We start from the raw sequence: 23,614 nt of genomic DNA, 5'->3' as shown, positions 1-23,614 counted from the left end.
ACTTTTTGGCCGGACCGGGCAGGGCAGGGCAGGGCCGAGCCCGGGGCCGGACCTGGCGGCGACCGGGTCCGGGTTCCCGCTCAGGCCCGGCTCATGTCTGGTTCAGCTCGAACCAGACCACCTTTCCCGTGCTCAGCCGCGTGGCACCCCAGCGCCGCGCCAGCTTGTTGACCAGGTACAGGCCCCGGCCGCCCTCGTCCGTGGCGCGCGCCTGCCGCAGCCGGGGCAGCTGCGGCACGTCGTCGCCGACCTCGCAGCGCAGGACGTCGGTCCGCAGCAGCCGCAGCGTGATCGGGCGCGTGGCGTACCGCACGGCGTTCGTGACGACCTCGCTGACGAGCAGCTCCACCGCGTCGTTCAGGTCGGTCAGGCCCCAGCGCTCCAGGGCGCTGCGGGCGAGCCTGCGCGCGCGCGACGGCGTGGCGTCCTCCGGTTCCAGGAACCAGTACGCCACGTCGCTGGGCGCGATCCCGTCGAAGCGGGCGGCGAGCAGCGCGATGTCGTCGTCGCGGTCGCCGGGCCCGAGCATGTCGAGCACCTCGTCGCAGAGCGCCTCCAGGGGCGGCGGGTGGTCGGGCCCGGTCAGCTGGGCCGTGGCGGCGAGCCGCTCGCGCAGCTGCTCTATGCCGGTCCACACGTCGCGCAGGCGGGACTCGACGAGCCCGTCCGTGTACAGGAGCAGCGTGGCGCCCGCCGGGGCGTCCAGCTCGACGGCCTCGAAGTCCACGCCGCCGACGCCGATGGGCGCGCCCGGGGGCACGCGAAGGACCTCCGCGCGCCCGCCCAGATGCAGCAGGACGGGCGGCGGGTGGCCCGCGTTGGCGATGGTGATGCGGTGCGAGACCGGGTCGTACACCGCGTACAGGCAGGTCGCCATGCGGTCCGAGCCGAGCCGCTGGGCCTGCTCGTCCAGGTGGTGCAGGACCTCCTGCGGCGGCAGGTCGAGCCCGGCGAGGGTCTGCGCGGTGGTGCGCAGCTGGCCCATGATCGCGGCGGACGTCATCGAGTGCCCCATGACGTCGCCGACGACGAGCGCCACGCGGCTGCCGGGCAGCGGGATCGCGTCGTACCAGTCGCCGCCGACGCGGGCGGTCTCGGCGGCCGGGAGGTAGCGCGAGGCCAGCCGCACGCCGGTGGCGCGCGGCAGGGTCTCGGGCAGCATCGTGCGCTGCAACTCGTCCGCGATGTACGCCTCGCGGCCGTACAGGACCGCCTTGTCGATGCCCAGGGCGCTGTGCGTGGCCAGCTGGGCGGCCACGAGCAGGTCGTCGGCCTCGAAGGCGTGCCGGTCCGGGCGGCGCAGGAACACCGCGGCGCCGATGACCCGCCGCCGCCCCCGCAGCGGCGCCAGGATGGCCCGCTGCCCGCTGGGGGCCGAGCGGCCCTCGCCGAGGAGCTGCGGCAGCGCGCCGAGCGCCGTGGGGGAGTCCGCGAACACCGGCCGCACCCCGCGCAGCACGTGGTCGAGCGCGCTCTCGCTGACGACCTCGCACAGCTCAGCGGCGGTCGCCAGATCGGACTGGACCTGGAGCGCGGGCAGCGTGCCGCCGTCGGTGTCGTGGTCCTCCGGGATGCGGTCGGTGCGGCGCAGGCGCAGCAGCAGCGGCCCGACCGGGCGCTCGTCGCCCACCGGCAGCGGGTCGCGCAGATAGACCAGGATCGCGTCCGAGAACGTCGGGACCGTGGCCCGGCACAGACCCATCACGATCTCGTCGAGGTCGATGCCGCGGGCGATGCGCCGGGTCGCCGCGCCCACGAAGCGCAGCCGGTCGCCGTCGCGCCGCATCGCGGCCGGGCCCGGCGGGCGCGGCAGCCCGGTGCGGCGCTCGGTGCCCCCCGGCGGGCCGCCGGGCGCGGCGGGCGCGAGTTCGGTGGCGGGGCGGGACTCGCCCGCGCCGGTGTGCGGCTGGCCGGGAACGCCCTCGGGGGCGGGCCGGGGCCGGTGGCCGCCGGGGCCGAACGCGCCCGCCGTCGACTGGGCGTGCTCGCTGCCCGCGTCCTGCTCACCCGTACGTGCCTGCGCGGGCATGGCGTTCACCCCCGCGGAGCCGCGCACCTCCGGCTCCGGGGTACGCAGCAGCGCCCCGCGGGGATCCGCGGGGGCGGGGGGCCGGGCCACTGGTGCCTTGCGGCCCTCGTAGGGGCTGAGGTGCTCCGTCACGCGTTTTGAATCCGTCCGTCCGGGGCTGCGCGCCGCGCGCGCCGTCCAAGCGTTGCTCAGCCGCGCCGGCAGTGCAGGAATAACTGGTGCTCAGGTGGTGCGTCGGTGCTCGCCGGGGCGTACGCGTACGACTCCTCGTGGGCGATGTCGAAACCGGCGTCCCGCACGACCTGCCGCAGTTCGTCCCGCAGGTAACCGGATACCCGGATTACGTGCCCCAGGAACGGAATCGCCGCGTCGTCCAGGTCGGCCTCGACCATGGACAGCGCGAGCAGACCACCGGGCCTGAGCAAGGACCGCAGCAGCCGAAGAGCAGACGGTATCTCCTCCCGGGGCAGCATCAACAGCGCGAAGAAACAGGCAATCCCGTCGAACTGCCCCACAGCACCCGGTCCTTCGCCGTCGATCCGCAGGTCGGCGAGGTCCAGGCGGCGGAACTCGGCCGCGGGCGAGGGTACATTCCCGCGCGCGAGGTCCAGCATTCCGGCTGACAGGTCGACACCGAGCACGGTGTGCCCCGCGTCGGTGAGCTGACGGGCCGTGGGCAGCCCGGTGCCGCAGCCCACGTCCAAGACCCTGGACCCGGGAGGAAGTTCGGCGACCAGCCGCTTTCCGGCCGCGAGCTGCCCCTCCTTGTGCGGGAACGCGACGTCGTACGCCGCGCCGATGGCGTCGAACGCCGCGGCCTGGCCCGTGCGGTCGCGGCCGCCACGCGCTCCGTATTCCTCGCTCACGTTCAGCCGCTCCTCGATGACATCCTGTCAGGCCGCGCGGGGGCACCAAGAGTTGCTGCTGTGCGCCCTTGCGGAGGACGATCCTACGTTTGAACCACGGGGGCGCATCAAGGGTCTCATGACGAGGCATGCGCGGGCGTGCGGTCCCAGTCACCCGGCAGGGCGGGAACGCGCCAGGCCGCGTCCGGCCGCCACCGCTCCCAGCCGTCCGCGAAGGGCGGGCCCCACGCCTCGATCGCCGCCACGGCCTCGCGGCCCGCCCGGCGGACCGCCGCCGCCCGCCCGTCGTCCATCAGGCCCGCGCGCCGGGCCTGCTCGAACTCGTCCTCGTCGTGCCAGCGCCAGGTGCGGTCCGGGAGCACGGAGAGGTCGAGGAAGTGGTCCTCGGAGTCCACGCCGCCGGACCAGCGGGTACGGGGCTCCTCCAGGTTCACGTACCAGTTCTTGAACCGCCAGCCCGGCTCCCAGAACAGCCACACCGACCAGGGCTCGTCCGGCCGGGCCAGCTTCAGGACGCCGGTGCCGAACCAGTGGCCGCGGCGGGTCGTGCGCGGCTTGGTGTACCGGGTGGCCAGGGGCTCCTCGTGCACGGCGGTGCCGTCGGCGAGCACGGGCCGCACGCACTCCGTGCCCGGCGCCAGCCAGACGGCCAGCAGGTCCTCGCTGTCCTCCACGACGGTGACGGGCCGACAGATGTGGATCCCGTCACCGCCGTTGGCGCGGTAGCGCCACAGGATGGGGGTCCCCGGGGCCCAGTGCCGGGTGCTCGCCCGAGCCGTGCTTCCGTCGCGGTGGTCTGTCATGAACAGATACTAGGACCCACCGCGCCGCCCCTGCCGGGGGCTCCGGGTTTCGAGGCGCGGAGCGCCGATGAAGCGGGGCGCGCCTACGGGTGGGTCATGCGCAGGACGTCCAGGGCCTCGTCCAGCTGCTCCAGGGTGAGGTCGCCGCGGTCGACGTAGCCGGAGTCGAGGACGACCTCGCGAATGGTCCGCCGCTCGGCAAGCGCCCGCTTCGCCACCTTCGCCGCCTCCTCGTACCCGATGTACTTGTTCAGCGGAGTGACCACGGACGGCGAGGACTCGGCGTACTCCCGCGCCCGCTCCCGGTGCGCGACCACCCCGTCGACCGTCCGGTCGGCGAGCAGCCGCGACGCGTTGGCGAGCAGCCGCACGGACTCGAGGACGTTCTTCGCGATGACGGGCAGCATCACGTTCAGCTCGAAGTTGCCCGCGGCCCCGGCGGCGGCCACGGTCGCGTCGTTCCCCGTCACCTGCGCGGCCACCATCAGGACGGCCTCGGGGATCACGGGGTTGACCTTGCCGGGCATGATCGAGGAGCCGGGCTGGAGGTCGGGCAGGCTGATCTCGGCGAGCCCGGTGCGCGGCCCGGACGCCATCCACCGCAGGTCGTTCGAGATCTTCGTGAGGCCGACGGCGATGGTGCGCAGCTGCCCGCTGGTCTCGACGACGCCGTCGCGCGCGCCCTGCGCCTCGAAGTGGTCGCGGGCCTCGGTGAGCGGCAGCCCCGTGGACCGCGCGACCTCGGCGATGACGGCGGCGGAGAAGCCGGGCGGGGTGTTGATGCCGGTGCCCACGGCGGTGCCGCCGAGCGGCAGTTCGGCCAGGCGCGGCAGGGAGGACCGCAGCCGCTCGACGCCGTAGCGCACCTGCGCCGCGTACCCGCCGAATTCCTGCCCAAGAGTGACGGGCGTGGCGTCCATCAGATGCGTACGCCCGGACTTGACGACGTCGGCGAACTCCGCGGCCTTGCGCTCCAGGGCGGCGGCCAGGTGCTCCAGGGCCGGGATCAGCTCGCCGGTGACGGCGGCCGTGGCGGCGATGTGGATCGAGGAGGGGAAGACGTCGTTGGACGACTGCGAGGCGTTGACGTGGTCGTTCGGGTGCACGTCGCGGCCGAGCCGCTCGGTGGCGAGCGTGGCGAGGACCTCGTTCGTGTTCATGTTGGACGAGGTGCCGGAGCCGGTCTGGAAGACGTCGACGGGGAAGTGGTCGTCCCAGCGGCCCTCGGCGACCTCGCGGGCCGCCTCCACGATGGCGTCGGCGACGTCCTCGTCGAGCACGCCGAGCCGCGCGTTGACCTTCGCCGCCGCCGCCTTGATCTCGGCGAGCGCGGCGATGTGCGCCCGCTCGATGCGCTGTCCGGAGATCGGGAAGTTCTCCACGGCGCGCTGGGTCTGGGCGCGCCACTTGGCGCCCGCGGGGACCCGTACCTCGCCCATGGAGTCGTGCTCGATCCGGTACTCGCCGCTGCCGTTGCTGTCCGCGCCGCCGCTCATGCTCCGACTGTCCTTCCGTTCCGTATCGCCCGCAAGTGCCGCAAAGGCCGGGCAACTGCCTCGGAAAGGTGAGCCCTTGTCTTGTTCGGAGTATTCCCAAGACTCCTACCCACCAGTAAAAACCCTGGGTAACACCAATCCGGGGAGGCGCAATGAAGCGCACGACACGCGTCGGACACGGCGGCGCGGGCCGCCTGCGAGCCACGGTCACCGCCGCCACGGCCCTGGCGGCCCTGCTCGGCGGCGCTCTGGCGGCCGCACCCGCCCAGGCCGCGCCCGCGCGGCCGCAGGGCCCGGCAGGGGCGGCCGTGCCGCTGCCGCAGGACCTGGAGAAGATCCGCGCGGCCGAGGCCACCAAGCTCTACGGAGACGCGGCCGAGCGCCCGCTCGCCGAGCGCAAGACCGGCCTGATCTCGCTCGGGGACAGCGAGATCAGCGGCGAGGGAATCGGCCGCTACGAGCCGGGCACGGACGGCCCGGACAACTGGTGCCACCGCTCGCCGGACGCCGCCATCCACCGCACGGGCATCCCCGCCGACGTCACGTACAACGTCGCCTGCTCGGGGGCGACGACCGCGAACGTCCGCATCGGGGGCCAGCAGCAGTACGCCGACGAGCTGGTGCAGAGCGACAACCTCGCCATCAAGGCCCGCAACACCAGGATCAAGGCGATCATGCTGGTCATCGGCGCGAACGACGACCTCCAGTTCGCGCCCGTCATGACCGACTGCGTGACCCGCTACCTCACGCTCCAGGGCCCGTGCGCGCCCAAGTACGCGGGCGGCTGGCAGGCCCGCGTCGACGCGCTCGTGCCCAAGGTCGAGCAGACGGTCCGCGACCTGCGCACCGTCATGAGCCAGGCCGGGTACTCCGGCAGCGACTACAAGCTGGTCGTCATGGGCTATCCGAGCCCGATCGGCCCCGACTTCCGCGACAACCCGAACTTCCCGGGCAAGCTGGCCTGCGGCGGCCTCGGCTACGACTCCGACACCCAGTGGGGCCGCAACGAGGCCGTGCCCGCCTTCGAACGCGGCATGCGCCGGGCCGCGCGGAGCGCCGGGGCCACCTACCTCGACAACTCCCGCCTCTTCCACGGCCACGAGGTCTGCACGGAGGACACCTGGGCGCGGGGCCTGTACGTCGAGCTGTCCAACCCCGTCCCGCCGGACTCCAACTCGGTGCGCCAGTCCTTCCACCCCAATGCCCGGGGCCACGCCGCCTTCGCGTCCTGCCTGACCCAGCTGTACGACTCCGGCTGGGAGGAGGGCGGCTGCGCCGACCCGGCCAGCACGGGCAGCGCCAAGCTCCACAAGGGCGGCTGGGACGACGCGTTCGAGCCGCTGAAGAACGAGGGCACCGGCACCTGCCTCGACGCCGACGCCTCCAGCAGCCGCAACGGCACCAAGGTCCAGGGCTGGGACTGCACCGGCAACCGCAACCAGACCTGGTGGTACGACGCCGAACAGCAGGCCCTGCGCACCGGCCTGACGCACGACCGCTGCGTGGACGTGCCCGAGGGCGCCTACGAGGAGGGTGCCGCCGTCACCCTCTGGAACTGCCACGGCGGCACCAACCAGGACTTCGTGCGCCAGTCGGGCACCCTGCGCCCCGCCGGGGCGACCGGACTCTGCCTGACCCTCGCGGGCGCCAAGGAGCCGCTGCGGCTCCAGAAGTGCACAGGGACTGCGAGCCAGCGGTTCGCGTAGCGGCTGCGGCTTCGCCGTGGCTGGTCGCGCCCACGCGGCGGAGCCGCATGTCGATACGGCCCCGCGCCCCTTTGGGGCGCGCTACGCCAGGCCCGGGCCCCGGACCGGGATCGACGTGAACGTCGGCTCGGGGGCCGGGTTCTGGAAGAAGTCGTTGCCCTTGTCGTCGACGACGACGAACGCCGGGAAGTCCTCCACCTCGATCTTCCAGACGGCCTCCATGCCGAGCTCCTCGTACTCGACGACCTCGACCTTCTTGATGCAGTCCTGCGCGAGCCGCGCCGCGGGCCCGCCGATCGAGCCCAGGTAGAAGCCGCCGTGCGCGGCGCAGGCGTCGGTGACCTGCTGCGAGCGGTTGCCCTTGGCCAGCATGACCTTCGAGCCGCCCGCCGCCTGGAACTGCTCGACGTAGGAATCCATGCGCCCGGCCGTGGTCGGCCCGAAGGAGCCGGAGGCGTAGCCCTCGGGGGTCTTCGCCGGACCCGCGTAGTACACCGGGTGGTCCTTCAGGTACTGCGGCATCTCCTCGCCCGCGTCGAGCCGCTCCTTGATCTTGGCGTGCGCGATGTCGCGGGCCACGACCAGCGGGCCGGTCAGCGAGAGCCGGGTCTTGACCGGGTACTTGGTGAGCTCGGCGAGGATGTCGTCCATGGGCTGGTTCAGGTCGATCTTCACGACCTCGCCCTCGTCGGCCAGGTGCTCGTCCGTCGTCTCCGGCAGGAACCGCGCCGGGTCCGTCTCCAGCTGCTCCAGGAAGACGCCCTCGGCGGTGATCTTCGCGAGGGCCTGGCGGTCGGCCGAGCAGGACACGGCGATCGCGACGGGGCAGGAGGCGCCGTGCCGGGGCAGGCGCACCACGCGCACGTCGTGGCAGAAGTACTTGCCGCCGAACTGCGCGCCGATGCCGATCTTCTGCGTCAGCTCGAAGACCTTCTCCTCCAGGTCCTTGTCCCGGAAGCCGTGGCCGAGGACCGAGCCCTCGTCGGGCAGCTCGTCCAGGTAGTGCGCGGAGGCGTACTTGGCGGTCTTCAGGGCGTACTCGGCGCTCGTGCCGCCGACGACGATCGCCAGGTGGTACGGCGGACAGGCGGCCGTGCCGAGCGAACGGATCTTCTCTTCCAGGAACTTCATCATCGAGGCCTCGTTGAGGACGGCCTTCGTCTCCTGGTAGAGGAACGACTTGTTGGCGGAGCCGCCGCCCTTCGCCATGATCAGGAACTTGTACGCGTCGCCGTCGGTCGCGTACAGCTCGATCTGCGCGGGCAGGTTGGAGCCGGTGTTCTTCTCCTCCCACATGGTGAGCGGAGCCATCTGCGAGTAGCGCAGGTTCAGGTTCTTGTACGCGTCGTAGACGCCGCGGCTCAGGGCCTCCTCGTCGCCGCCCCGCGTGAGCACGTTCTGCCCGCGCTTGCCCATGACGATGGCGGTGCCAGTGTCCTGGCACATGGGCAGCACGCCCGCGGCCGCGATGTTCGCGTTCTTCAGCAGGTCAAGGGCGACGAACTTGTCGTTGGCCGAGGCCTCGGGGTCGTCGACGATCCGGCGCAGCTGGGCCAGGTGCGCGGGCCGCAGGAAGTGCTGGATGTCGTGGATGGCCTCCTCGGCCAGCTTGCGCAGCGCCTCCGGCTCGACCTTGAGGAAGGTGCGCCCGTCGGCCTCGAAGGTGGAGACGCCCTCGGCGGTCACCAGCCGGTACGGGGTGGTGTCCTCTCCCAGCGGGAGCAGATCGGAGTACGCAAACTCTGGCATGACGCCCAATTCCTCACTTGGCAGACAGCGCGGCGCTCGCCTCCATTGGCGGCACCCGCCCAGCGTAGAACGGGAGGGGAGCGGGGTGCTGGTGAGGTAAGGCTCACTTGGGCGCGGGGCCCGCCCGGGACGGAGGCGGGCCGACGGGGGGTAGTCGCGATCTATCGCGTCTGGGTAGTGTGGTGCCGTGGACCTAGAGAAGCGCTCCCCGACACCTCCGGCCGAGGCGCCGCCTCGCACGGCGACGCCGCACCTCAGGGCCTCGGACGCCGACCGGGAGCGGGCCGCCGATGTCCTCGCGGACGCGCTCGCCACGGGCCGCATCGACCCGCAGGAGCACAGCGAGCGCCTCGACCGCGTCTATGCGGCGAAGACCCTCGCCGAGATCGAGCCCCACCTCGCGGACCTGCCCGACCCCGAAGGGCCCGGCGGCGGCGCGCCGTTCACGGAGGTCCCCGAGCGCCCCTCGCCCGGCGCGATCCCCGAGAGCGCCGACGAGACGCTGTACGGCGTCTTCAGCGACGTGGTCCGCAGGGGCCGCTGGAGCCCCGGCCGCCGCACGCACGCGTACGCCGTCTTCGGCGACGTGGTCGTCGACCTCAGCGAGGCGGTGTTCCAGCACCGGCAGATCGTCGTCAAGGGCTTCGCCCTCTTCGGCGACGTCAAGGTCCGCGTCCCGGAGAACGTGTCGCTGCGCGGCCGCGGCACCGCCGTCTTCGGCACCTTCGAAGTGGACACCCTCGCCTCCGCGGAGCGTGACGCTCCGGTGGTCTTCGTGGCGGGCCTCGCCGTCTTCGGCGACCTCACGGCCCGCCCCCGGCGCGGCAAGCTCATCCGCGACCTGCGCGGCTTGCTGCGCAAGCGCCTACAGGGCTGAGCGCGCCGCCGTACGCCCCGCGCGTGGGGCGGCGCCACGGCGACGGCACGTTTCGGCCAGGCCAACTCGGTATCAGGAACCGGAACTTCCGTGCACCGGGACACAGTGCATAGGCCCGCACACAGCGGGTAGAGCTTCGGGCATCGTCTCTCGCTCGCGAAGCCGTCGTCAGGAGTAGACCGTGCTGCAACCGACGCATCAGTCCCTGCAGGTCGCCGCCCCGACCGATGGGGCCTCCCCTGCACGAGCGCAGCCGAGTGCGTGGGGAAAGGTGCCAGTGCGGGAGCGGGACCAGGACAACCCATGGCACTCCGACGCCGTCTGCCGCCGTGACGAGGCCGGTCTCTTCTTCGCCCCGTCCAAGGAGCCCACCGCCGCGCGCCTCTCCCGCGAGGAGGCCGCGAAGCGGGTCTGCGCGCGCTGTCCGGTGATGGTGGAGTGCCGCGAGCACGCCCTGCTGCAGCCGGAGCCGTACGGCGTGTGGGGCGGCCTGACCGCCGCCGAGCGCCGCGTGGTCCTCGCCCGGCGCCGCCGACGCGACCTGGAGCTCAAGAAGGCGGCCCGCGCGGCGACCGGCCCGGTCGCGGCCGCGGGCTAGCACCCGCACCTCCGGCCACGGCCGGGACTCGGGGCACGTACGCCTGCAGACACGTAGGACTGCAGACACGTACGACGTGCAGACACTTACGTCAGCAGGCGCGTACGACGACGGGGGCGCGTACGACGACGGGGGCGCTCCCCGCACGGAGCGCCCCCGTCGTCTGCGCGCGGCCGACCGCCGCGCCCGGTGGGTCTACTTCGCCCGCTCGAAGTCGATCGCGCTGTAGGCGCGCAGCTTCGCCAGGCGGTGATCGGAGTCGATCTTCCGGATCGTGCCGGACTTGGAGCGCATGACCAGGGACTGGGTCGAGGCCATCTCGGCGCCGTAGCGCACGCCGCGCAGCAGCTCGCCGTCGGTGATGCCGGTCGCGACGAAGAACACGTTCTCGCCGCTGACCAGGTCGTTCGTGGTGAGCGTGCGGTCCAGGTCGTGGCCCGCGTCGAGCGCGCGCTGCTTCTCCTCGTCGTCCTTGGGCCACAGCTTGCCCTGGATGACGCCGCCCAGGCACTTGATGGCGCAGGCGCTGATGATGCCCTCCGGGGTGCCGCCGATGCCCATGAGCAGGTCGACGCCGGTGCCCTCGCGCACGGCCATGACCGAACCGGCCACGTCGCCGTCCGAGATGAACTTGATGCGCGCGCCGGTCTCGCGGATCTCCTTGACGATGCCCTCGTGCCGGGGCCGGTCCAGGATGACGACCGTGACGTCCTCGGGGGAGGACTTCTTGGCCTTGGCGACCCGGCGGATGTTCACCGACACCGGGGCGTTGATGTCCACGTAGTCGGCGGCCTCGGGGCCCGTGACCAGCTTGTCCATGTAGAAGACGGCGGACGGGTCGAACATGGTGCCGCGGTCGGCGGCGGCGAGCACGGCGATCGCGTTCGGCATGCCCTTGGCGGTGAGCGTGGTGCCGTCGATCGGGTCGACGGCGATGTCGACCTCGGCGCCGGTGCCGTCGCCGATGCGCTCGCCGTTGAAGAGCATCGGCGCCTCGTCCTTCTCGCCCTCGCCGATGACGACGACGCCGTTCATCGAGACGGTGTGGACGAGGGTCCGCATGGCCCGCACGGCCGCGCCGTCCGCGCCGTTCTTGTCGCCGCGGCCGACCCAGCGGCCCGCGGCCATGGCGGCGGCCTCGGTGACCCGGACCAGCTCCAGGGCGAGGTTGCGGTCGGGGGCCTCCGGAGAGACCTCCAATTCGGAGGGCAAATGGTGATGCTCGGTCATCGAGGCGCACCTTTCTGATACGGAATTAAGAACTCCGCCCGAAGGGCGTCCCTGAAAGGGCGGTGGTGGGAGACGGGCGGGCGGCCGGATGAGGGTGATGCCCTGACTCTATCCGCAGGTCGACAAAGTGAGCAGAGGGCCCCACGCATGAGCGGAGCGGCGGCAGGGGAGGGGGCGCGCGAGAGCCCCGCCGGAGACCTGCGACGATGGGGGTGTGGCAGGCAGAACTGGCAAGCAGACCGTGCGCAACATGCTGCTCTCGTTGGCCGTCATCGGCCTCGTCGTAGCGGCGATCTACGTCTTCATCCCCCACGACGAGTCCAAGGACCCGGTCGAGCGGGTCGACTACCGCGTCGAACTCCTGACGGCCCGGCGGGCGGCGCCGTACCCGGTGGCGGCCCCCACGGGCCTGCCCGAGTCCTGGAAGCCCACCTCCGTCCGGTACAACGGCGCGGCCCACGACAACTGGCACCTGGGCTTCCTCGACCCGGCCGGTGAGTACGTGGCCATCAAGCAGTCCACCGGCAAGCCGTCCGAGTTCATCGACGAGGCCACGCAGAAGGCCCGGAAGACGGACGCGACGGAGAAGATCGCGGGCAAGACGTGGCAGCGCTACAAGGGCACGCGCTACAAGGCGCTCGTGCTGCGGGACAAGGGCGCCACGACCGTGGTGCTCGGCACGGCCTCCTTCGACCAGCTGTCGACGATGGTGGAGTCCCTGGAGATGAAGCGGACGCCGGTGGAGCCGGTGAAGGCGGGCTGACCCTCTCCGTCTCGCGCACGTCTAAGGCCCCCGGCACGGTGCCGGGGGCCTTAGACGTGCGCTACGGGGGTGCCGTACGCGCGGGGAGTCGCTCAGACGGTCTTGATGACCTGGTCGAACTCCAGGCGCGGGGAGCGCGGGAACCAGGCGTCCTCGCCCGGCTTGCCGATGTTGATGACCATCAGCGGGGTGTGGTCCTCGTCCAGGAACTCCTTCTGCACGCCCTCGAAGTCGAGCCCGGTCATCGGGCCCGCGGCGAGGCCCGCGGCGCGGATGCCGACGATGAAGTACGCGGCCTGCAGCGCGGCGTTCAGGCCCGCGGCCTGCTCACGGGCGGGGCGCTCGGCGAAGAAGACGTCCTTGGCCTGCGGGAAGTGCGGGAAGAGGTGCGGCAGCTCCTCGTGGAACTCGTTGTCCGCCGACAGGATCGCGACGAGCGGGGCCGTCAGGGTCTTGGGGCGGTTGCCCTCGGCCATGTGCTGCACGAGCCGCTCACGGGCCTCCGGCGTACGCACCAGGGTCACGCGCAGCGGCGACTGGTTGAACGCGGTCGGGCCGTACTTGACCAGGTCGTAGATGGCCTGGATCTGCTCGTCGGTGACGGGCTCGTCGGTGAAGGTGTTGGCGGTGCGGGCCTCGCGGAAGAGCAGGTCCTGGGCGGCGGGGTCAAGAACGAGGGACATCTGAGTCAGCCTTCTCAATCTCAATGCGTCGTCGTACGGGGCGCCGTACGTCAAGGGCGGGGACGTGAGGATGACCTTACTCCAGTGAGGTTCAACCTTCAACTAAAGTGAGGGCGGGGTGAGCTACGCAACATTCGGGGCGGGCCGGGGAGGTGCCCCGGGGCCGGGCCTCTTCGGTCGCGAGGCGGGGCCGGGGGCCGGGCCTCTTCGGCCGGGGGCGGGGCCCTGGGGTCGGGAGGCCGGGGCTCAGTCCTCTTCGGCCAGCGCGGCGTCCAGGCGGGCCCGGGCGCCCTCCAGCCAGCGACGGCACACCGCCGCCAGCTCCTCGCCCCGCTCCCACAGGGCCAGGGACTCCTCCAGGGAGGTGCCCCCGGCCTCCAGGCGGCGCACCACCTCGATGAGCTCGTCCCGCGCCTGCTCGTAGCCGAGCGCGCCCGCCGTCCCGGCGGCTTCGTCCGTCTTGCTGGTCATGCGCCCACCCTAGATGTCGACCCGTACGGGGAAATCGCCTTCGGCGACCCGCGCGCGCAGCGCCTCGCCGTCCGTCACCTCGTCCGCCGCCCGGACGACCGCGCCGTCCTGCTTCTGCAGCACCGCGTACCCCCGCTGGAGCGTGGCCTTGGGGGAGAGCGCCACCACGCGCGCGTGCGTGTGGGTCAGCTCCGATTCCGCGCGGTCCAGGAGGTGCCCGAGCGTGCGCCGGGCCCGGTCCACATACGCCGTGACCTGCTCCTCGCGCTCCTCGACCATGCGGTGCGGCTGCTCCATGCACGGCCGGGCGAGGGCGTGCTTGAGGCCCCGCTCCTCGCGCTCCAGGAACGCCGTCACGCTGCGCCGCGCCCGCTCCCGCAGGAACGCGACCCGCTCCAGCTCCTCGCCGACGTCCGGTACGACCTTCTTCGCGGCGTCGGTCGGCGTCGAGGCGCGCAGGTCCGCCACGTGGTCGAGGAGGGGGTTGTCCGGCTCGTGGCCGATCGCCGACACGACCGGCGTACGGCACGCGGCGACCGTCCGCACCAGCTGCTCGTCCGAGAACGGCAGGAGGTCCTCCACGCTGCCGCCGCCGCGCGCCACGATGATCACGTCGACCTCGGCGAGCTCGTCCAGCTCCTTGACGGCCTGCACCACCTGCGGCACCGCGTGCACGCCCTGCACCGCCACGTTGCGCACCTCGAAGCGGACGGCGGGCCAGCGGTGCCTGGCGTTCTCCAGGACGTCGCGCTCGGCGGCCGACGCGCGGCCGCAGACCAGGCCGATCAGCTGCGGCAGGAACGGCAGCGGCCGCTTGCGGTCGGCGGCGAACAGGCCCTCCCCGGCGAGCGTCTTCTTCAGCTGCTCAAGGCGGGCGAGCAGCTCGCCGACCCCGACCGGCCTTATCTCCGCCGCCCGCAGGGACAGCTGACCGCGTGGCGCGTACCACTCCGGCTTGGCGTGGACGACGACGCGGGCGCCCTCCGAGACGACGTCCGCGACCGCGTCGAACACCTGGCGGTAGCACGTGACGCTCACCGAGATGTCGTGCGACGGGTCGCGCAGCGTCAGGAAGACCACGCCCGCGCCGGGGCGCCGGGACAGCTGAGTGATCTGCCCCTCCACCCAGACGGCGCCGAGCCGGTCGATCCAGCCGCCGATGAGGCGCGACACCTCGCCTACGGGGAGGGGGGTGTCGGCGGACGTATTGAGACCCATGACGCCCGAGACTAGCCGTCGGGGCGGACAGTGCCGCCGCTCCGCGGCGGGCCGGGGCTCTTCGCCGCTCCGCGGCGGGGTTTCCCACCCGCCCACCCGTCTCTCCCCGGCTTCGCCAGCGCGGGTCGTATCCCCGCCGCTCCGCGGCGTGCTCGCCCACCCGCCCGTGTCTCCCCGGCTTCGCCGACGCAGGTCCTATCCCCGCCGCTCCGCGGCGCCCTGCGCCGCAAGGACCACGAGCCCCACCCCCAGCCAGATCGCGCCCACCACCTGTGCCGTGCCCGACGCCTCCTTGATGACCGCGATGACGATCGCCGCGCCCAGGACCGGCACGAGGAGGTGCCGCCACCAGCTCACCGGGCCTCCCTGGCGCCGCACCACGAACCAGCCCACCACGCTCGCGTGCAGCAGGGCGAAGGCCGTCAGGGCGCCGATGTCGACGACCGAGACCAGGTGGTCCATGCCGTCGTCGCGGCGCGCGGCCCACACCGCCGCGGCCATGGTCACCGTCGCCGCGCACAGCAGGGCCACCCGCGGAGTGCCGGACTCCGTACGGGACAGGAGCCGGGGCAGGCGCCGCCCCCGGCTCATCGCGAAGAGCAGCCTGCCCGCCGCGGCCTGCCCGGCGAGCGCCGCGAAGGCCGCGCCGATGGCCTTGCTCACCGCCACCAGGTCGTGCAGCCAGGAGCCGACGGAGGCCTCCACGGCCGAGTAGAAGGCGGAACCCTGGTCATTGGGGTGCGCGGCCAGGTCGGCGGAGGACATCGGGGTCATCAGGGCCACCAGATACGTCTGCGCCACGAACAGGACGCCCGTCAGGGCCAGGCAGAACAGGACCGCCCGCGCCACCTTCGCCGAGCCCCCGGTGACCTCCTCCGCGAACGAGGCGATCGCGTCGAAGCCCAGGTAGGACAGGACCGCCACGGACACCGCGCCCACCACCGCGGAGAGGGCGAACGCCCCCTGCGTACCGTCGCCCGAAAGGGGCGAGAGCCAGCCCCGCTCCGCGCCGTCGCGCGCGAGGACCACGATCGCGGACACCACGAAGACCACCAGGACCACGATCTCCATGGCGAGGACCGCGAAGCCGACCCGCGCGGCGGGACGTACGCCCCACAGGTTCAGGGCGGTCGTCACGACCACCGCGATCGCCGTCCACACCCACCGGGACACCTCCGGCACCAGCTCGTGCATGGCGATCCCGGAGAAGAGGTACGCGACGGCCGGGATCAGGAGGTAGTCCAGCATCGCCATCCAGCCCGCGATGAATCCCGCGCCGTTGCCGAGGCCCACGCGCGCGTACGCGAAGACCGAGCCCGCCTGGGGCACCACCCGCACCATCTGGGCGTAGCTGAAGGCGGTGAACGCCATGGCGACCGTCGCCACGACGTACACCAGCGCCACCGCGCCGTGCGACTTGGCGTCCAGGGTCCCGAAGACGCCGACGGGGGCCATGGGGGCGATGAAGAGGAGTCCGTAGACGACGAGGTCGCGGAAGCCCAGGCTGCGCCGCAGGCCCTCGCCCTCGGTCCCGGCCCTGTTCGTGGCGGACCCGTGGTCCCCGTCGGACGGCGGGTGCGCATTCGTGCTGTGGGCGGACATCGTGCCTCCGGGTGCCTGACGCTGATCGCACACTTGGCTCCCAGTCTCCCCACACAGGCGATCTTTGACCTCTCGTACGCGGCCTTACGATGGGCCTATGACTGCAACGCCTGGCTCCCGCCGTGTCCTGCTCGCCGCTCCCCGTGGCTACTGCGCGGGCGTGGACCGTGCCGTGATCGCCGTCGAGAAGGCCCTGGAGCAGTACGGGGCCCCGATCTACGTCCGCCACGAGATCGTCCACAACAAGTACGTCGTGCAGACCCTGGAGAAGAAGGGCGCGATCTTCGTCGACCAGGTGGACGAGGTGCCCGAGGGGTCCATCGTGATGTTCTCCGCGCACGGCGTCGCGCCGACCGTGCACGAGGAGGCCGCCGAGCGGAAGCTCGCCACGATCGACGCGACCTGCCCGCTGGTCACCAAGGTCCACAAGGAAGCGGTCCGGTTCGCCAAGGAGGACTTCGACATCCTCCTGATCGGCCACGAGGGGCACGAGGAAGTCATCGGCACCTCCGGCGAGGCCCCCGACCACATCACGCTGGTCGACGGCCCGGACGACGTGGCGAACGTCGAGGTCCGCGACCCGGACCGGGTCGTCTGGCTCTCCCAGACCACGCTCTCCGTCGACGAGACGATGGAGACGGTCGGCGCCCTGAAGAACAAGTTCCCGAACCTGCTCTCGCCGCCCAGCGACGACATCTGCTACGCCACGCAGAACCGCCAGACCGCGGTCAAGAAGCTCGCCGAGGACGCGGACCTTGTCATCGTCGTCGGCTCCAAGAACTCCTCGAACTCGATCCGCATGGTCGAGGTCGCCCTGGAGGCGGGCGTGCCCGCCTCGTACCTGGTGGACAACGCGGGCGAGATCGACGAGGCCTGGCTGGAGGGCGTGACCACGGTCGGCCTCACCTCGGGCGCGTCCGTCCCGGACGTCCTGGTGGACGGCGTCATCGAGTGGCTGGCCGAGCGCGGGTACGCGGACGTGGAGACGGTGAAGACGGCCGACGAGTCGATCACCTTCTCGCTGCCCAAGGAGCTCCGCCGGGACCTGCGCGCCGAGGCCGCGGAGCTGTCCGGGAAGAAGTGACCACCGCGTCACTGTCGGTCCGCCGTCGTACGGTGGGGCCATGCAGATCTTCGGTGTGGACATCGGCGGATCCGGGATCAAGGGCGCTCCCGTGGACCTGGACCGCGGAGACCTGGCGCAGGAGCGGCACAAGGTCCTGACGCCGCACCCGGCCACGCCCGAGGGCGTGGTGGCGCGCGTGTGCGAGGTCGTCGAGCACTTCGGCTGGTCGGGCCCGGTCGGCGCCACCTTCCCCGGTGTCATCACCGACGGCACGGCCCGCACGGCGGCGAACGTGGACAAGAGCTGGGTCGGCACGGACATCCGCGGCCTGATCGCCGACCGGCTCGGCGGCGTCCCGGTCACCGTGCTGAACGACGCGGACGCGGCGGGCGTCGCCGAGATGCACTTCGGCGCGGGCCGCGGCCGCACCGGCACGGTCATCGTGCTCACCCTCGGCACGGGCATCGGCAGCGCCGTCTTCACCGGCGGCCGCCTCGTGCCGAACACGGAGCTCGGCCATCTGGAGCTGCACGGCCACGACGCGGAGAAGCGCGCCTCCTCCAAGGCCCGCGAGGACGAGGACCTGACCTGGGAGCACTGGGCGCGCCGCGTGCAGAAGTACCTGGCGCACGTGGAGATGCTGTTCTCGCCCGAGGCGTTCATCATCGGCGGCGGCGTCAGCCGCAAGGCCCACAAGTTCCTGCCCCTGATCGAGGGCGTCCGGGCCGAGCTGATCCCGGCGAAGCTGCAGAACAACGCCGGGATCGTGGGGGCGGCCATGGCCGCGAGGGCTGCCGCCGGGGACTAGGGCGGGCCTGGGGCCCCGCGTCCGCGCGGGCCCTCATCGCGCCGCGCGCTCGTCCTCACACGCCGGACGGGCTGATGCTGTCCCGCTCGGCGGGCCGCGGGGCGCGGCCGCCCGGGCGCGGCGCGCGCTGCTCCCTGCGCTGGGCCCGGCGGCGCCCCATCAGGCGCAGCTTGCGCACGGTCACGATCACCCCGGCGACCAGCGTGCCGCCGTACAGCCAGCCCGCGTGCAGGGCCAGCGAGGTGAGCAGGCCCATGACGTGGCCGCCGAGGCCACCGGTGCCCTCGGCGATGGGCAGCACCCCGGCCGCGAAGGCGATCGGCACGGCGACGGGCGCGGTGACCAGGTCCGCGGGCCGCACCCACAGCGCGGTGAGCGCGCTGACCGGCAGGAACAGCACTCCGTACGCGACCACCGAGCTGCCGAAGAGCAGCCGCAGCAGGCACGCGAGCAGCAGCATGACGACGGCCGCGAACAGGCCGCTGCCGAGCCCGGTGAGGCGCGGGTTCGGCATCCGGCGCAGCTTGCGGTACAGCGGCATCCGGCTCAGGGCCCGGTACACCGGGTTCCTGCGCAGGATCCGGGTGAGCGGGGACGAGGCGCCGGGCGGCCGGGAGGCGGCCCGGTAGACCGTCGCCGACTCCGTGGGGCTGCCCTGCCCGGGCAGGGGCGCGGCGGGGCGCGGCCTGGCGCGCGGGGGACGGGTCCTGTGTTGCTCCACCGCACCAACCTAGGTCGGGCCGGGGGCGGAACCGGGACTGGGACACGCGTTTTGGCCGACCTTGGTCCGGCGTTCGACGCGGAGGCGGTACGCGGGCGGGGCACGGGCCCCGGCACACCGTAGACTGGTGGATCGTGCCCCGGGCAGTGCGGGGCCGGTGAGGGACCACCGCGGGCCCCGGAGGAGACCCCCGTACGACGGGGACGGCGAGCGCAGCAGCCGACCCGCCGGGTCCGCCCACGGGGCCCTCGCGCAGCCCCAGCCAAGACCCCACTCCTCACGTACGGGAAGTCGCAACGTGTCGCTCACGATCGGAATCGTCGGTCTGCCCAACGTCGGCAAGTCGACCCTGTTCAACGCCCTGACCAAGAACGACGTCCTTGCGGCCAACTACCCGTTCGCGACGATCGAGCCGAACGTGGGCGTGGTCGGTGTCCCCGACACCCGCCTGGACAAGCTCGCCGAGATCTTCGGCTCCCAGAAGATCCTCCCGGCGACCGTCGACTTCGTGGACATCGCAGGCATCGTGCGCGGCGCCAGCGAGGGCGAGGGCCTGGGCAACAAGTTCCTGGCGAACATCCGCGAGTCCGACGCGATCTGCCAGGTCATCCGCGCCTTCGCGGACGAGAACGTCGTCCACGTCGACGGCAAGGTCTCGCCCAAGGACGACATCGAGACGATCAACACCGAGCTGATCCTCGCCGACCTCCAGACGATCGAGAAGGTCCTGCCGCGCCTCCAGAAGGAGTCGCGCATCAAGAAGGACATCGCGCCGAAGGTCAAGGCCGTCGAGGAGGCCAAGGAGATCCTGGAGAAGGGCGACACGCTCTTCTCGCAGGGCGTCGTCCAGGGCTCGGACCGCGCGGAGCTCCTGCACGACCTGCACCTCCTCACGACCAAGCCCTTCCTCTACGTCTTCAACGTGGACGAGGACGAGCTGACCGACGACGCCTTCAAGGCCGAGCAGCGCGCCCTGGTCGCCCCCGCCGAGGCGATCTTCCTCAACGCCAAGCTGGAGGCCGACCTCGCCGAGCTGGACGAGGACGACGCCCTGGAGCTCCTCCAGTCCGTCGGCGCCGAGGAGCCCGGCCTCGCCACCCTCGCCCGCGTCGGCTTCGACACCCTCGGCCTCCAGACCTACCTGACGGCAGGCCCCAAGGAATCCCGCGCCTGGACCATCAAGAAGGGCGCCACGGCCCCCGAGGCGGCCGGTGTCATCCACACCGACTTCCAGAAGGGCTTCATCAAGGCCGAGGTCATCTCCTTCGCCGACCTGGTCGAAACGGGCTCGGTAGCCGACGCCCGCGCAGCGGGCAAGGCCCGCATGGAGGGCAAGGAGTATGTGATGCAGGACGGGGATGTGGTGGAGTTCCGCTTCAACGTGTAGCGGCTGACATATCGCCACGTTGCCGATCTGGCAAACATGCAGGTCAGAGAGGGTCCGACTCTTCGGAGTCGGGCCCTTTGTTTTTTCCCGTGCTGGGATGGTGCTGGGATAGCTGACCCCTCGTCACCTGTCATCACCCCTGCTCATCCCTACCGTGCTGGGGTCGTGCTGGGATGGCATAAGAAGGCCCGTGCTGGGATGCGTGCCGCTCGGCGCTTGTGGGCGGCATCGACCGTGGCGCTTTTCCTACTCGTTTGACACACCCGGAGTGTGGGTGTGACGACGTACGGCATCGGGGAAGGGCCGGCGACGCGCGTGAGCTTGTCACTGCCGGAAGGGACGGCTGAGGCAATCCGGGCGCGGGTGGGCAAGCGGGAGTTCTCAGCGTTCATCGCCGGGGCGGTCGAACGGGAGCTGCGCGGGCAGGTCCTGGACGAGTACCTGGCGGACTATGAGAGCAAGGGGCCGGTTTCTGAGTCGGCCCGTGAGCGGGCGCGGCAGGTCTTCGACGAGGTGTTTGCTGGGGAGGCCGAGTGGCCCGCCGCAGGCTGAGTCACGAGGGAACGCTGGTCCTCGACAGCGAAGGGCTCTCGAAGCTGCTCGCTGACGATGAGCAGGTGGTGGCTCTGGTTGCTGAGGCGCGCTCGCGCGGCATGGAAGTCGTGATCAGCGCGCTGACCATTATCGAGGCGGTCCATGCCCGTACGAACACCTCCCGCCTGAACTGGGCGCTTTCCGGACTGCGTGTGGCCCCGGTGGGTAACGAGGAGGCCAGGGCAGCGTCGAAGTTGCTAATGAATGCCGGTTTGCACGGGCACAAGTACGCGATCGATGCGGCTGTCGCCGAGGCTGCGCTGCGCCAGCACCGCCCCGTGGTCATGTTGACCTCCGATATCGACGAAATGACCAAGCTCTGCGGCGATCGGGTCCGGCTCGTGGCGGTGTGATGTCCCCTGGGCCGCGCGATCCCGCTCATCGAGCGTGGCTGTGGTGACTGGCGTTGGAACGCATTGAGCGGTCGTGGACCTCTTGGCACGATCGAGCGGTCGAGCCGCTGATCCGAGAGTCCCTGCTGTGTCTGATGCCCAACGACGAGTGGCCTGAGACCGAGGCCATCGGCGGTTGGTGGAAACGGCAGAACAGCCCCGAGATCGACCCCGTTGGGGCAGACCGCGAGCCGGTGGTCCGGCAGGTGCACTTTGTCGGGTCGGTCAAGTGGCTGGAGGCCCAGCTCTTTGGCCGTCACGAGTACGACGTCTTGGTGCGTGACATGGTGGCCGTGCCTGGCGCTGGCCCGGATACTCCACTGGTTGCAGTTTCCCGCTGCGGGGTGGCGGATGGTCCGTCGCTTTCCGCTCACTGAACCGGAGGATCTTGCGGGGCACGTCAGCCCCAGTCGTCATCGGACGGCCATGCATAGCCTCCCCCCCCGCCAGGCGCAATGGGGTCGGTGGCAGTAGGCGATCGCCGGATCTGCCCCACTGAGTTAACACCCTTACCTCGAGAACCATTGGCCTCGGTATGCGCCCCCCGCGCGCCCTGCGCCCTTGTATGAGCGCTCCCCTGCCCTATTGTTCTGGCCGATGCTGTGGGACGGTGATGAAGCATCGCAAAGGGCTGCAGCCTGGAGGGGGGCGATGTGCCGAAGGACTGGATCCGGGATCTCGTGGCGAACTTTGGAGTCGAATGCAGTGCGGGACTGAGGTTTAGTGATACAGAGGCGTCGATCAGTCCTCCGGTGAAGAAGCTCGTCGAGGCATTCGGCTCACGCTGGAAGTTGAACTCCCGTCTCCATCCAGAATTTCCTCTTCCAGAAGCGAAAGTTCGGCCCGACTATGCAGTGGAGAGCGGGGGGCGTGTCACTGGCTTTCTGGAGTTGAAGGCGCCGAGCCACGACATCACACCGGATGGCTTTACGAAACGCGACCGCGAGCAGTGGGAGTTCATGCGCAACAGCAGCTCGCGATCGCCGTGTTCGTTCGCGCTGAGGGCGATGAGGAGCCAGCCAACATTCGATATGTTGCTCTAGAGGGACGCTATCCAGCCCTCGGTGACCTATTGCCGTGGTCGGCGCCCGGTGTGCTGCCTAAGCGTACGTAGGTATACTCCACGGACAAGGACACGCTACGAGATCGATGGCAGAGACTGGCCACAGAGAGGGACGTCGAGGAAAAGCGTTCGCTTTTTCGGGAAACGCACAGCAGAACCATTGACCGGAAGGTGTATCCTCTGCCTGGCTCTGGACTGCAGAGACAGTCGATGATGGAAATTTCCCCTGTCTGTCCCGAGCCAGTGCCAGTGGCCTATCGTCCATTCGATCGCCAGTGGGTTATTCCGGATAATAGGGTCCTTGATAGAAGTTCACCAGACCTGTGGGAGAGTCAGGTTCCGAATCAGTTACGAGTAGTTGAGCAACATTCCAGAAAGTTCGGCCCTGGGCCAGCTGTGGTCTTTTCGGTTCTGTTGCCCGACCATCATTGCTTCGATGGTCGGGGCGGTCGAGTTCTGTCTCTTCTTCAGAAGGATGGCGCGCCTAATGTGGTTCCCGGCCTACTCCAGCACCTGACCAACTCCTACGGTTTCCAGAAGGTCTCCGCGATGGATCTGGCTGCGTACATTGCAGCCGTCACCGCTCATCCTGGCTTCACATCGCGGTTCGGTGACGAACTGACTACGCGCGGCGTTCGAGTGCCGCTCACTGGTGATGCCACTCTGTGGTCGGAAGCACTCTCTATCGGCAGGGCCGTGATCTGGGCCTCGACCTTTGGTGAACGTTTCATTGATCCGCAGGAAGGGCGATCCCGAGGCGCTGACCAGGTCTGGGAAACAGCACTGCCGACCATCACGTATCGCAAGCAGGTCGGTAGACATGAATTTCCCGAGAGATTCCTTTACGATCCCGACCGTCTTGAGCTTCGTCTCGGTAGTGGTGTCTTCGGGCCGGTAACGCCTGGAGTGCGTGCGTACCAGGTCGGCGGGCAGAACGTACTCGACGGCTGGCTACGGCGGCGAAGCGGTCCCCTGTCACCCAAGGCAGGCAGTGAACTGGACCATATACGCCCGAACCATTGGCTTCCTTCTTGGAGTGAAGAACTCCAGCATGTGCTGGCAGTCCTGTGGCACCTGGTCGAGGCGCAGCCCGCTCAATCCCTTTTGCTTGACCGTATTCTTGCCTCCCCACTGATTAGTGTGGAAGAGCTCCTCAGGCGTGGTGTCCTTCCTGTGCCCGAACGCGCTCGCCGTTCAGCTCCGGCCCCATCGCGTGACCAAACCATTCCAGGGACTGAGGGCATCGAACTGCGGGAGCCGCATGCAGTCAGGCCGATCGCGCCGCAGGGGGACACACCAGCGACAGAGCCATCCCTTCGGTCACATAGGAGCGGAGAGCCCAGTAATAATCGGACACACCGGAAGCGGTAATCAGCTACGGGGCGACGAAGGCGCGAGCCCGTGTCCCGGATGTAGAGCGCTGCGGGGCCCCGTCCCCAGCCTGCTCCTGAAGCCTCACGGCCTTCACCGCTTGCTGGACTCCACCGGCCGC

General features: G+C 70.8%; 23 protein-coding genes and 1 pseudogene. 13 read left to right on the top strand and 11 right to left on the bottom strand.

Features of this window, described 5'->3' with window-relative positions:
- Positions 1 to 91: 91 nt before the first annotated feature.
- From ACIG3E_RS00925 to ACIG3E_RS00910, 4 genes are all read right to left on the bottom strand, one after another.
- Positions 92 to 2,161, bottom strand: coding sequence for a SpoIIE family protein phosphatase (locus ACIG3E_RS00925; protein ID WP_399609668.1), 2,070 nt, complete (start codon positions 2,159 to 2,161; stop codon positions 92 to 94).
- 56 nt (positions 2,162 to 2,217) lie between these two features.
- A complete protein-coding gene (locus ACIG3E_RS00920) occupies positions 2,218 to 2,895 on the bottom strand; it encodes a class I SAM-dependent methyltransferase (RefSeq protein ID WP_399609666.1) in 678 nt (225 codons plus the stop codon).
- Positions 2,896 to 3,011: 116 nt separating this feature from the next.
- The gene (locus tag ACIG3E_RS00915) at positions 3,012 to 3,698 is read right to left on the bottom strand and encodes a DUF402 domain-containing protein (protein ID WP_399609664.1); all 687 of its coding nucleotides are present in this window, start codon (positions 3,696 to 3,698) and stop codon (positions 3,012 to 3,014) included.
- An 83-nt stretch (positions 3,699 to 3,781) separates the two neighbouring features.
- Positions 3,782 to 5,194 carry a class II fumarate hydratase gene (locus ACIG3E_RS00910; RefSeq protein WP_399609662.1) on the bottom strand — a complete coding sequence of 471 codons (1,413 nt, stop codon included), beginning with the start codon at positions 5,192 to 5,194 and terminating at the stop codon, positions 3,782 to 3,784.
- A 152-nt stretch (positions 5,195 to 5,346) separates the two neighbouring features.
- On the opposite strand from ACIG3E_RS00910, the gene ACIG3E_RS00905 reads away from it, so the two are divergent.
- Positions 5,347 to 6,900 (top strand): ricin-type beta-trefoil lectin domain protein, encoded by a 1,554-nt coding sequence (locus ACIG3E_RS00905; RefSeq protein ID WP_399609660.1) that lies wholly within the window; start codon positions 5,347 to 5,349, stop codon positions 6,898 to 6,900.
- 81 nt (positions 6,901 to 6,981) lie between these two features.
- Here ACIG3E_RS00905 and ACIG3E_RS00900 read toward each other — a convergent pair whose 3' ends face one another.
- A complete protein-coding gene (locus ACIG3E_RS00900) occupies positions 6,982 to 8,649 on the bottom strand; it encodes a fumarate hydratase (protein ID WP_399609658.1) in 1,668 nt (555 codons plus the stop codon).
- Positions 8,650 to 8,836: 187 nt separating this feature from the next.
- On the opposite strand from ACIG3E_RS00900, the gene ACIG3E_RS00895 reads away from it, so the two are divergent.
- The 3 genes from ACIG3E_RS00895 (at position 8,837) to ACIG3E_RS00885 (ending at position 10,353) form a co-directional block, all read left to right on the top strand.
- Positions 8,837 to 9,526, top strand: a complete 690-nt coding sequence (locus ACIG3E_RS00895; RefSeq protein ID WP_399609656.1) for a DUF1707 domain-containing protein — start codon at positions 8,837 to 8,839, stop codon at positions 9,524 to 9,526.
- Positions 9,527 to 9,707: 181 nt separating this feature from the next.
- Entirely contained in the window at positions 9,708 to 10,124 is a 417-nt protein-coding gene (locus ACIG3E_RS00890) for a WhiB family transcriptional regulator (protein WP_375256674.1), read from the top strand.
- Positions 10,125 to 10,200: 76 nt separating this feature from the next.
- Positions 10,201 to 10,353, top strand: coding sequence for a hypothetical protein (locus ACIG3E_RS00885; protein ID WP_399609653.1), 153 nt, complete (start codon positions 10,201 to 10,203; stop codon positions 10,351 to 10,353).
- Here ACIG3E_RS00885 and glpX read toward each other — a convergent pair.
- The gene (glpX, locus tag ACIG3E_RS00880; protein WP_366794333.1) at positions 10,320 to 11,354 is read right to left on the bottom strand and encodes a class II fructose-bisphosphatase; all 1,035 of its coding nucleotides are present in this window, start codon (positions 11,352 to 11,354) and stop codon (positions 10,320 to 10,322) included. The two genes, ACIG3E_RS00885 and glpX, sit on opposite strands and share 34 nt — an antisense overlap.
- Positions 11,355 to 11,568: 214 nt before the next feature.
- Here glpX and ACIG3E_RS00875 point away from each other — a divergent pair, with 214 nt between their 5' ends.
- Positions 11,569 to 12,117, top strand: coding sequence for a DUF4245 domain-containing protein (locus ACIG3E_RS00875; protein ID WP_399609651.1), 549 nt, complete (start codon positions 11,569 to 11,571; stop codon positions 12,115 to 12,117).
- 92 nt (positions 12,118 to 12,209) lie between these two features.
- On the opposite strand, the gene ACIG3E_RS00870 is transcribed toward ACIG3E_RS00875, so the two are convergent.
- The 4 genes from ACIG3E_RS00870 to ACIG3E_RS00855 form a co-directional block, all read right to left on the bottom strand.
- Positions 12,210 to 12,800, bottom strand: a complete 591-nt coding sequence (locus tag ACIG3E_RS00870) for a malonic semialdehyde reductase (protein WP_399609649.1) — start codon at positions 12,798 to 12,800, stop codon at positions 12,210 to 12,212.
- Positions 12,801 to 13,046: 246 nt separating this feature from the next.
- Positions 13,047 to 13,271, bottom strand: a complete 225-nt coding sequence (locus tag ACIG3E_RS00865) for an exodeoxyribonuclease VII small subunit (RefSeq protein WP_138961577.1) — start codon at positions 13,269 to 13,271, stop codon at positions 13,047 to 13,049.
- A gap of 9 nt (positions 13,272 to 13,280) precedes the next feature.
- Positions 13,281 to 14,489, bottom strand: a complete 1,209-nt coding sequence (gene xseA / locus ACIG3E_RS00860; protein WP_399609647.1) for an exodeoxyribonuclease VII large subunit — start codon at positions 14,487 to 14,489, stop codon at positions 13,281 to 13,283.
- 195 nt (positions 14,490 to 14,684) lie between these two features.
- Positions 14,685 to 16,091 (bottom strand): APC family permease, encoded by a 1,407-nt coding sequence (locus ACIG3E_RS00855; RefSeq protein ID WP_399609645.1) that lies wholly within the window; start codon positions 16,089 to 16,091, stop codon positions 14,685 to 14,687.
- A gap of 97 nt (positions 16,092 to 16,188) precedes the next feature.
- Between ACIG3E_RS00855 and ACIG3E_RS00850 the strand changes: the two genes are divergently transcribed.
- Entirely contained in the window at positions 16,189 to 17,175 is a 987-nt protein-coding gene (locus ACIG3E_RS00850; protein ID WP_399609643.1) for a 4-hydroxy-3-methylbut-2-enyl diphosphate reductase, read from the top strand.
- A 40-nt stretch (positions 17,176 to 17,215) separates the two neighbouring features.
- A complete protein-coding gene (ppgK, locus tag ACIG3E_RS00845) occupies positions 17,216 to 17,965 on the top strand; it encodes a polyphosphate--glucose phosphotransferase (RefSeq protein ID WP_399609641.1) in 750 nt (249 codons plus the stop codon).
- Between the two features lie 55 nt (positions 17,966 to 18,020).
- Here the strand turns inward: ppgK and ACIG3E_RS00840 are convergent, their stop codons facing one another.
- Entirely contained in the window at positions 18,021 to 18,686 is a 666-nt protein-coding gene (locus ACIG3E_RS00840; protein WP_399609639.1) for a DUF6542 domain-containing protein, read from the bottom strand.
- A 298-nt stretch (positions 18,687 to 18,984) separates the two neighbouring features.
- Between ACIG3E_RS00840 and ychF the strand changes: the two genes are divergently transcribed.
- The 6 genes and pseudogenes from ychF to ACIG3E_RS00810 all read left to right on the top strand — a co-directional run.
- Positions 18,985 to 20,073, top strand: a complete 1,089-nt coding sequence (gene ychF, locus ACIG3E_RS00835; protein WP_399609637.1) for a redox-regulated ATPase YchF — start codon at positions 18,985 to 18,987, stop codon at positions 20,071 to 20,073.
- A gap of 270 nt (positions 20,074 to 20,343) precedes the next feature.
- Positions 20,344 to 20,625, top strand: a complete 282-nt coding sequence (locus ACIG3E_RS00830) for a hypothetical protein (protein ID WP_399609635.1) — start codon at positions 20,344 to 20,346, stop codon at positions 20,623 to 20,625.
- Positions 20,607 to 21,020: a DNA-binding protein gene (locus ACIG3E_RS00825; RefSeq protein WP_399609633.1), complete on the top strand. Its 414-nt coding sequence runs from the start codon at positions 20,607 to 20,609 to the stop codon at positions 21,018 to 21,020. Before ACIG3E_RS00830 ends, ACIG3E_RS00825 begins: the two co-directional genes overlap by 19 nt.
- A 53-nt stretch (positions 21,021 to 21,073) precedes the next feature.
- Positions 21,074 to 21,436 carry a DUF234 domain-containing protein gene (locus ACIG3E_RS00820; protein WP_399609631.1) on the top strand — a complete coding sequence of 121 codons (363 nt, stop codon included), beginning with the start codon at positions 21,074 to 21,076 and terminating at the stop codon, positions 21,434 to 21,436.
- A 375-nt stretch (positions 21,437 to 21,811) separates the two neighbouring features.
- Positions 21,812 to 22,102: a hypothetical protein gene (locus ACIG3E_RS00815; protein ID WP_399609629.1), complete on the top strand. Its 291-nt coding sequence runs from the start codon at positions 21,812 to 21,814 to the stop codon at positions 22,100 to 22,102.
- A gap of 83 nt (positions 22,103 to 22,185) precedes the next feature.
- A pseudogene (locus tag ACIG3E_RS00810) lies at positions 22,186 to 23,493 on the top strand (type ISP restriction/modification enzyme); the annotation flags it as partial.
- Positions 23,494 to 23,614 lie beyond the last annotated feature (121 nt).

This window comes from Streptomyces sp. NPDC053474 (assembly GCF_044544845.1).
Classification (GTDB): Bacteria; Actinomycetota; Actinomycetes; order Streptomycetales; family Streptomycetaceae; genus Streptomyces.
The sequence above is the reverse complement of the archived record's forward strand: the minus strand, read 5'-3'. Positions and strand labels throughout refer to the sequence as shown.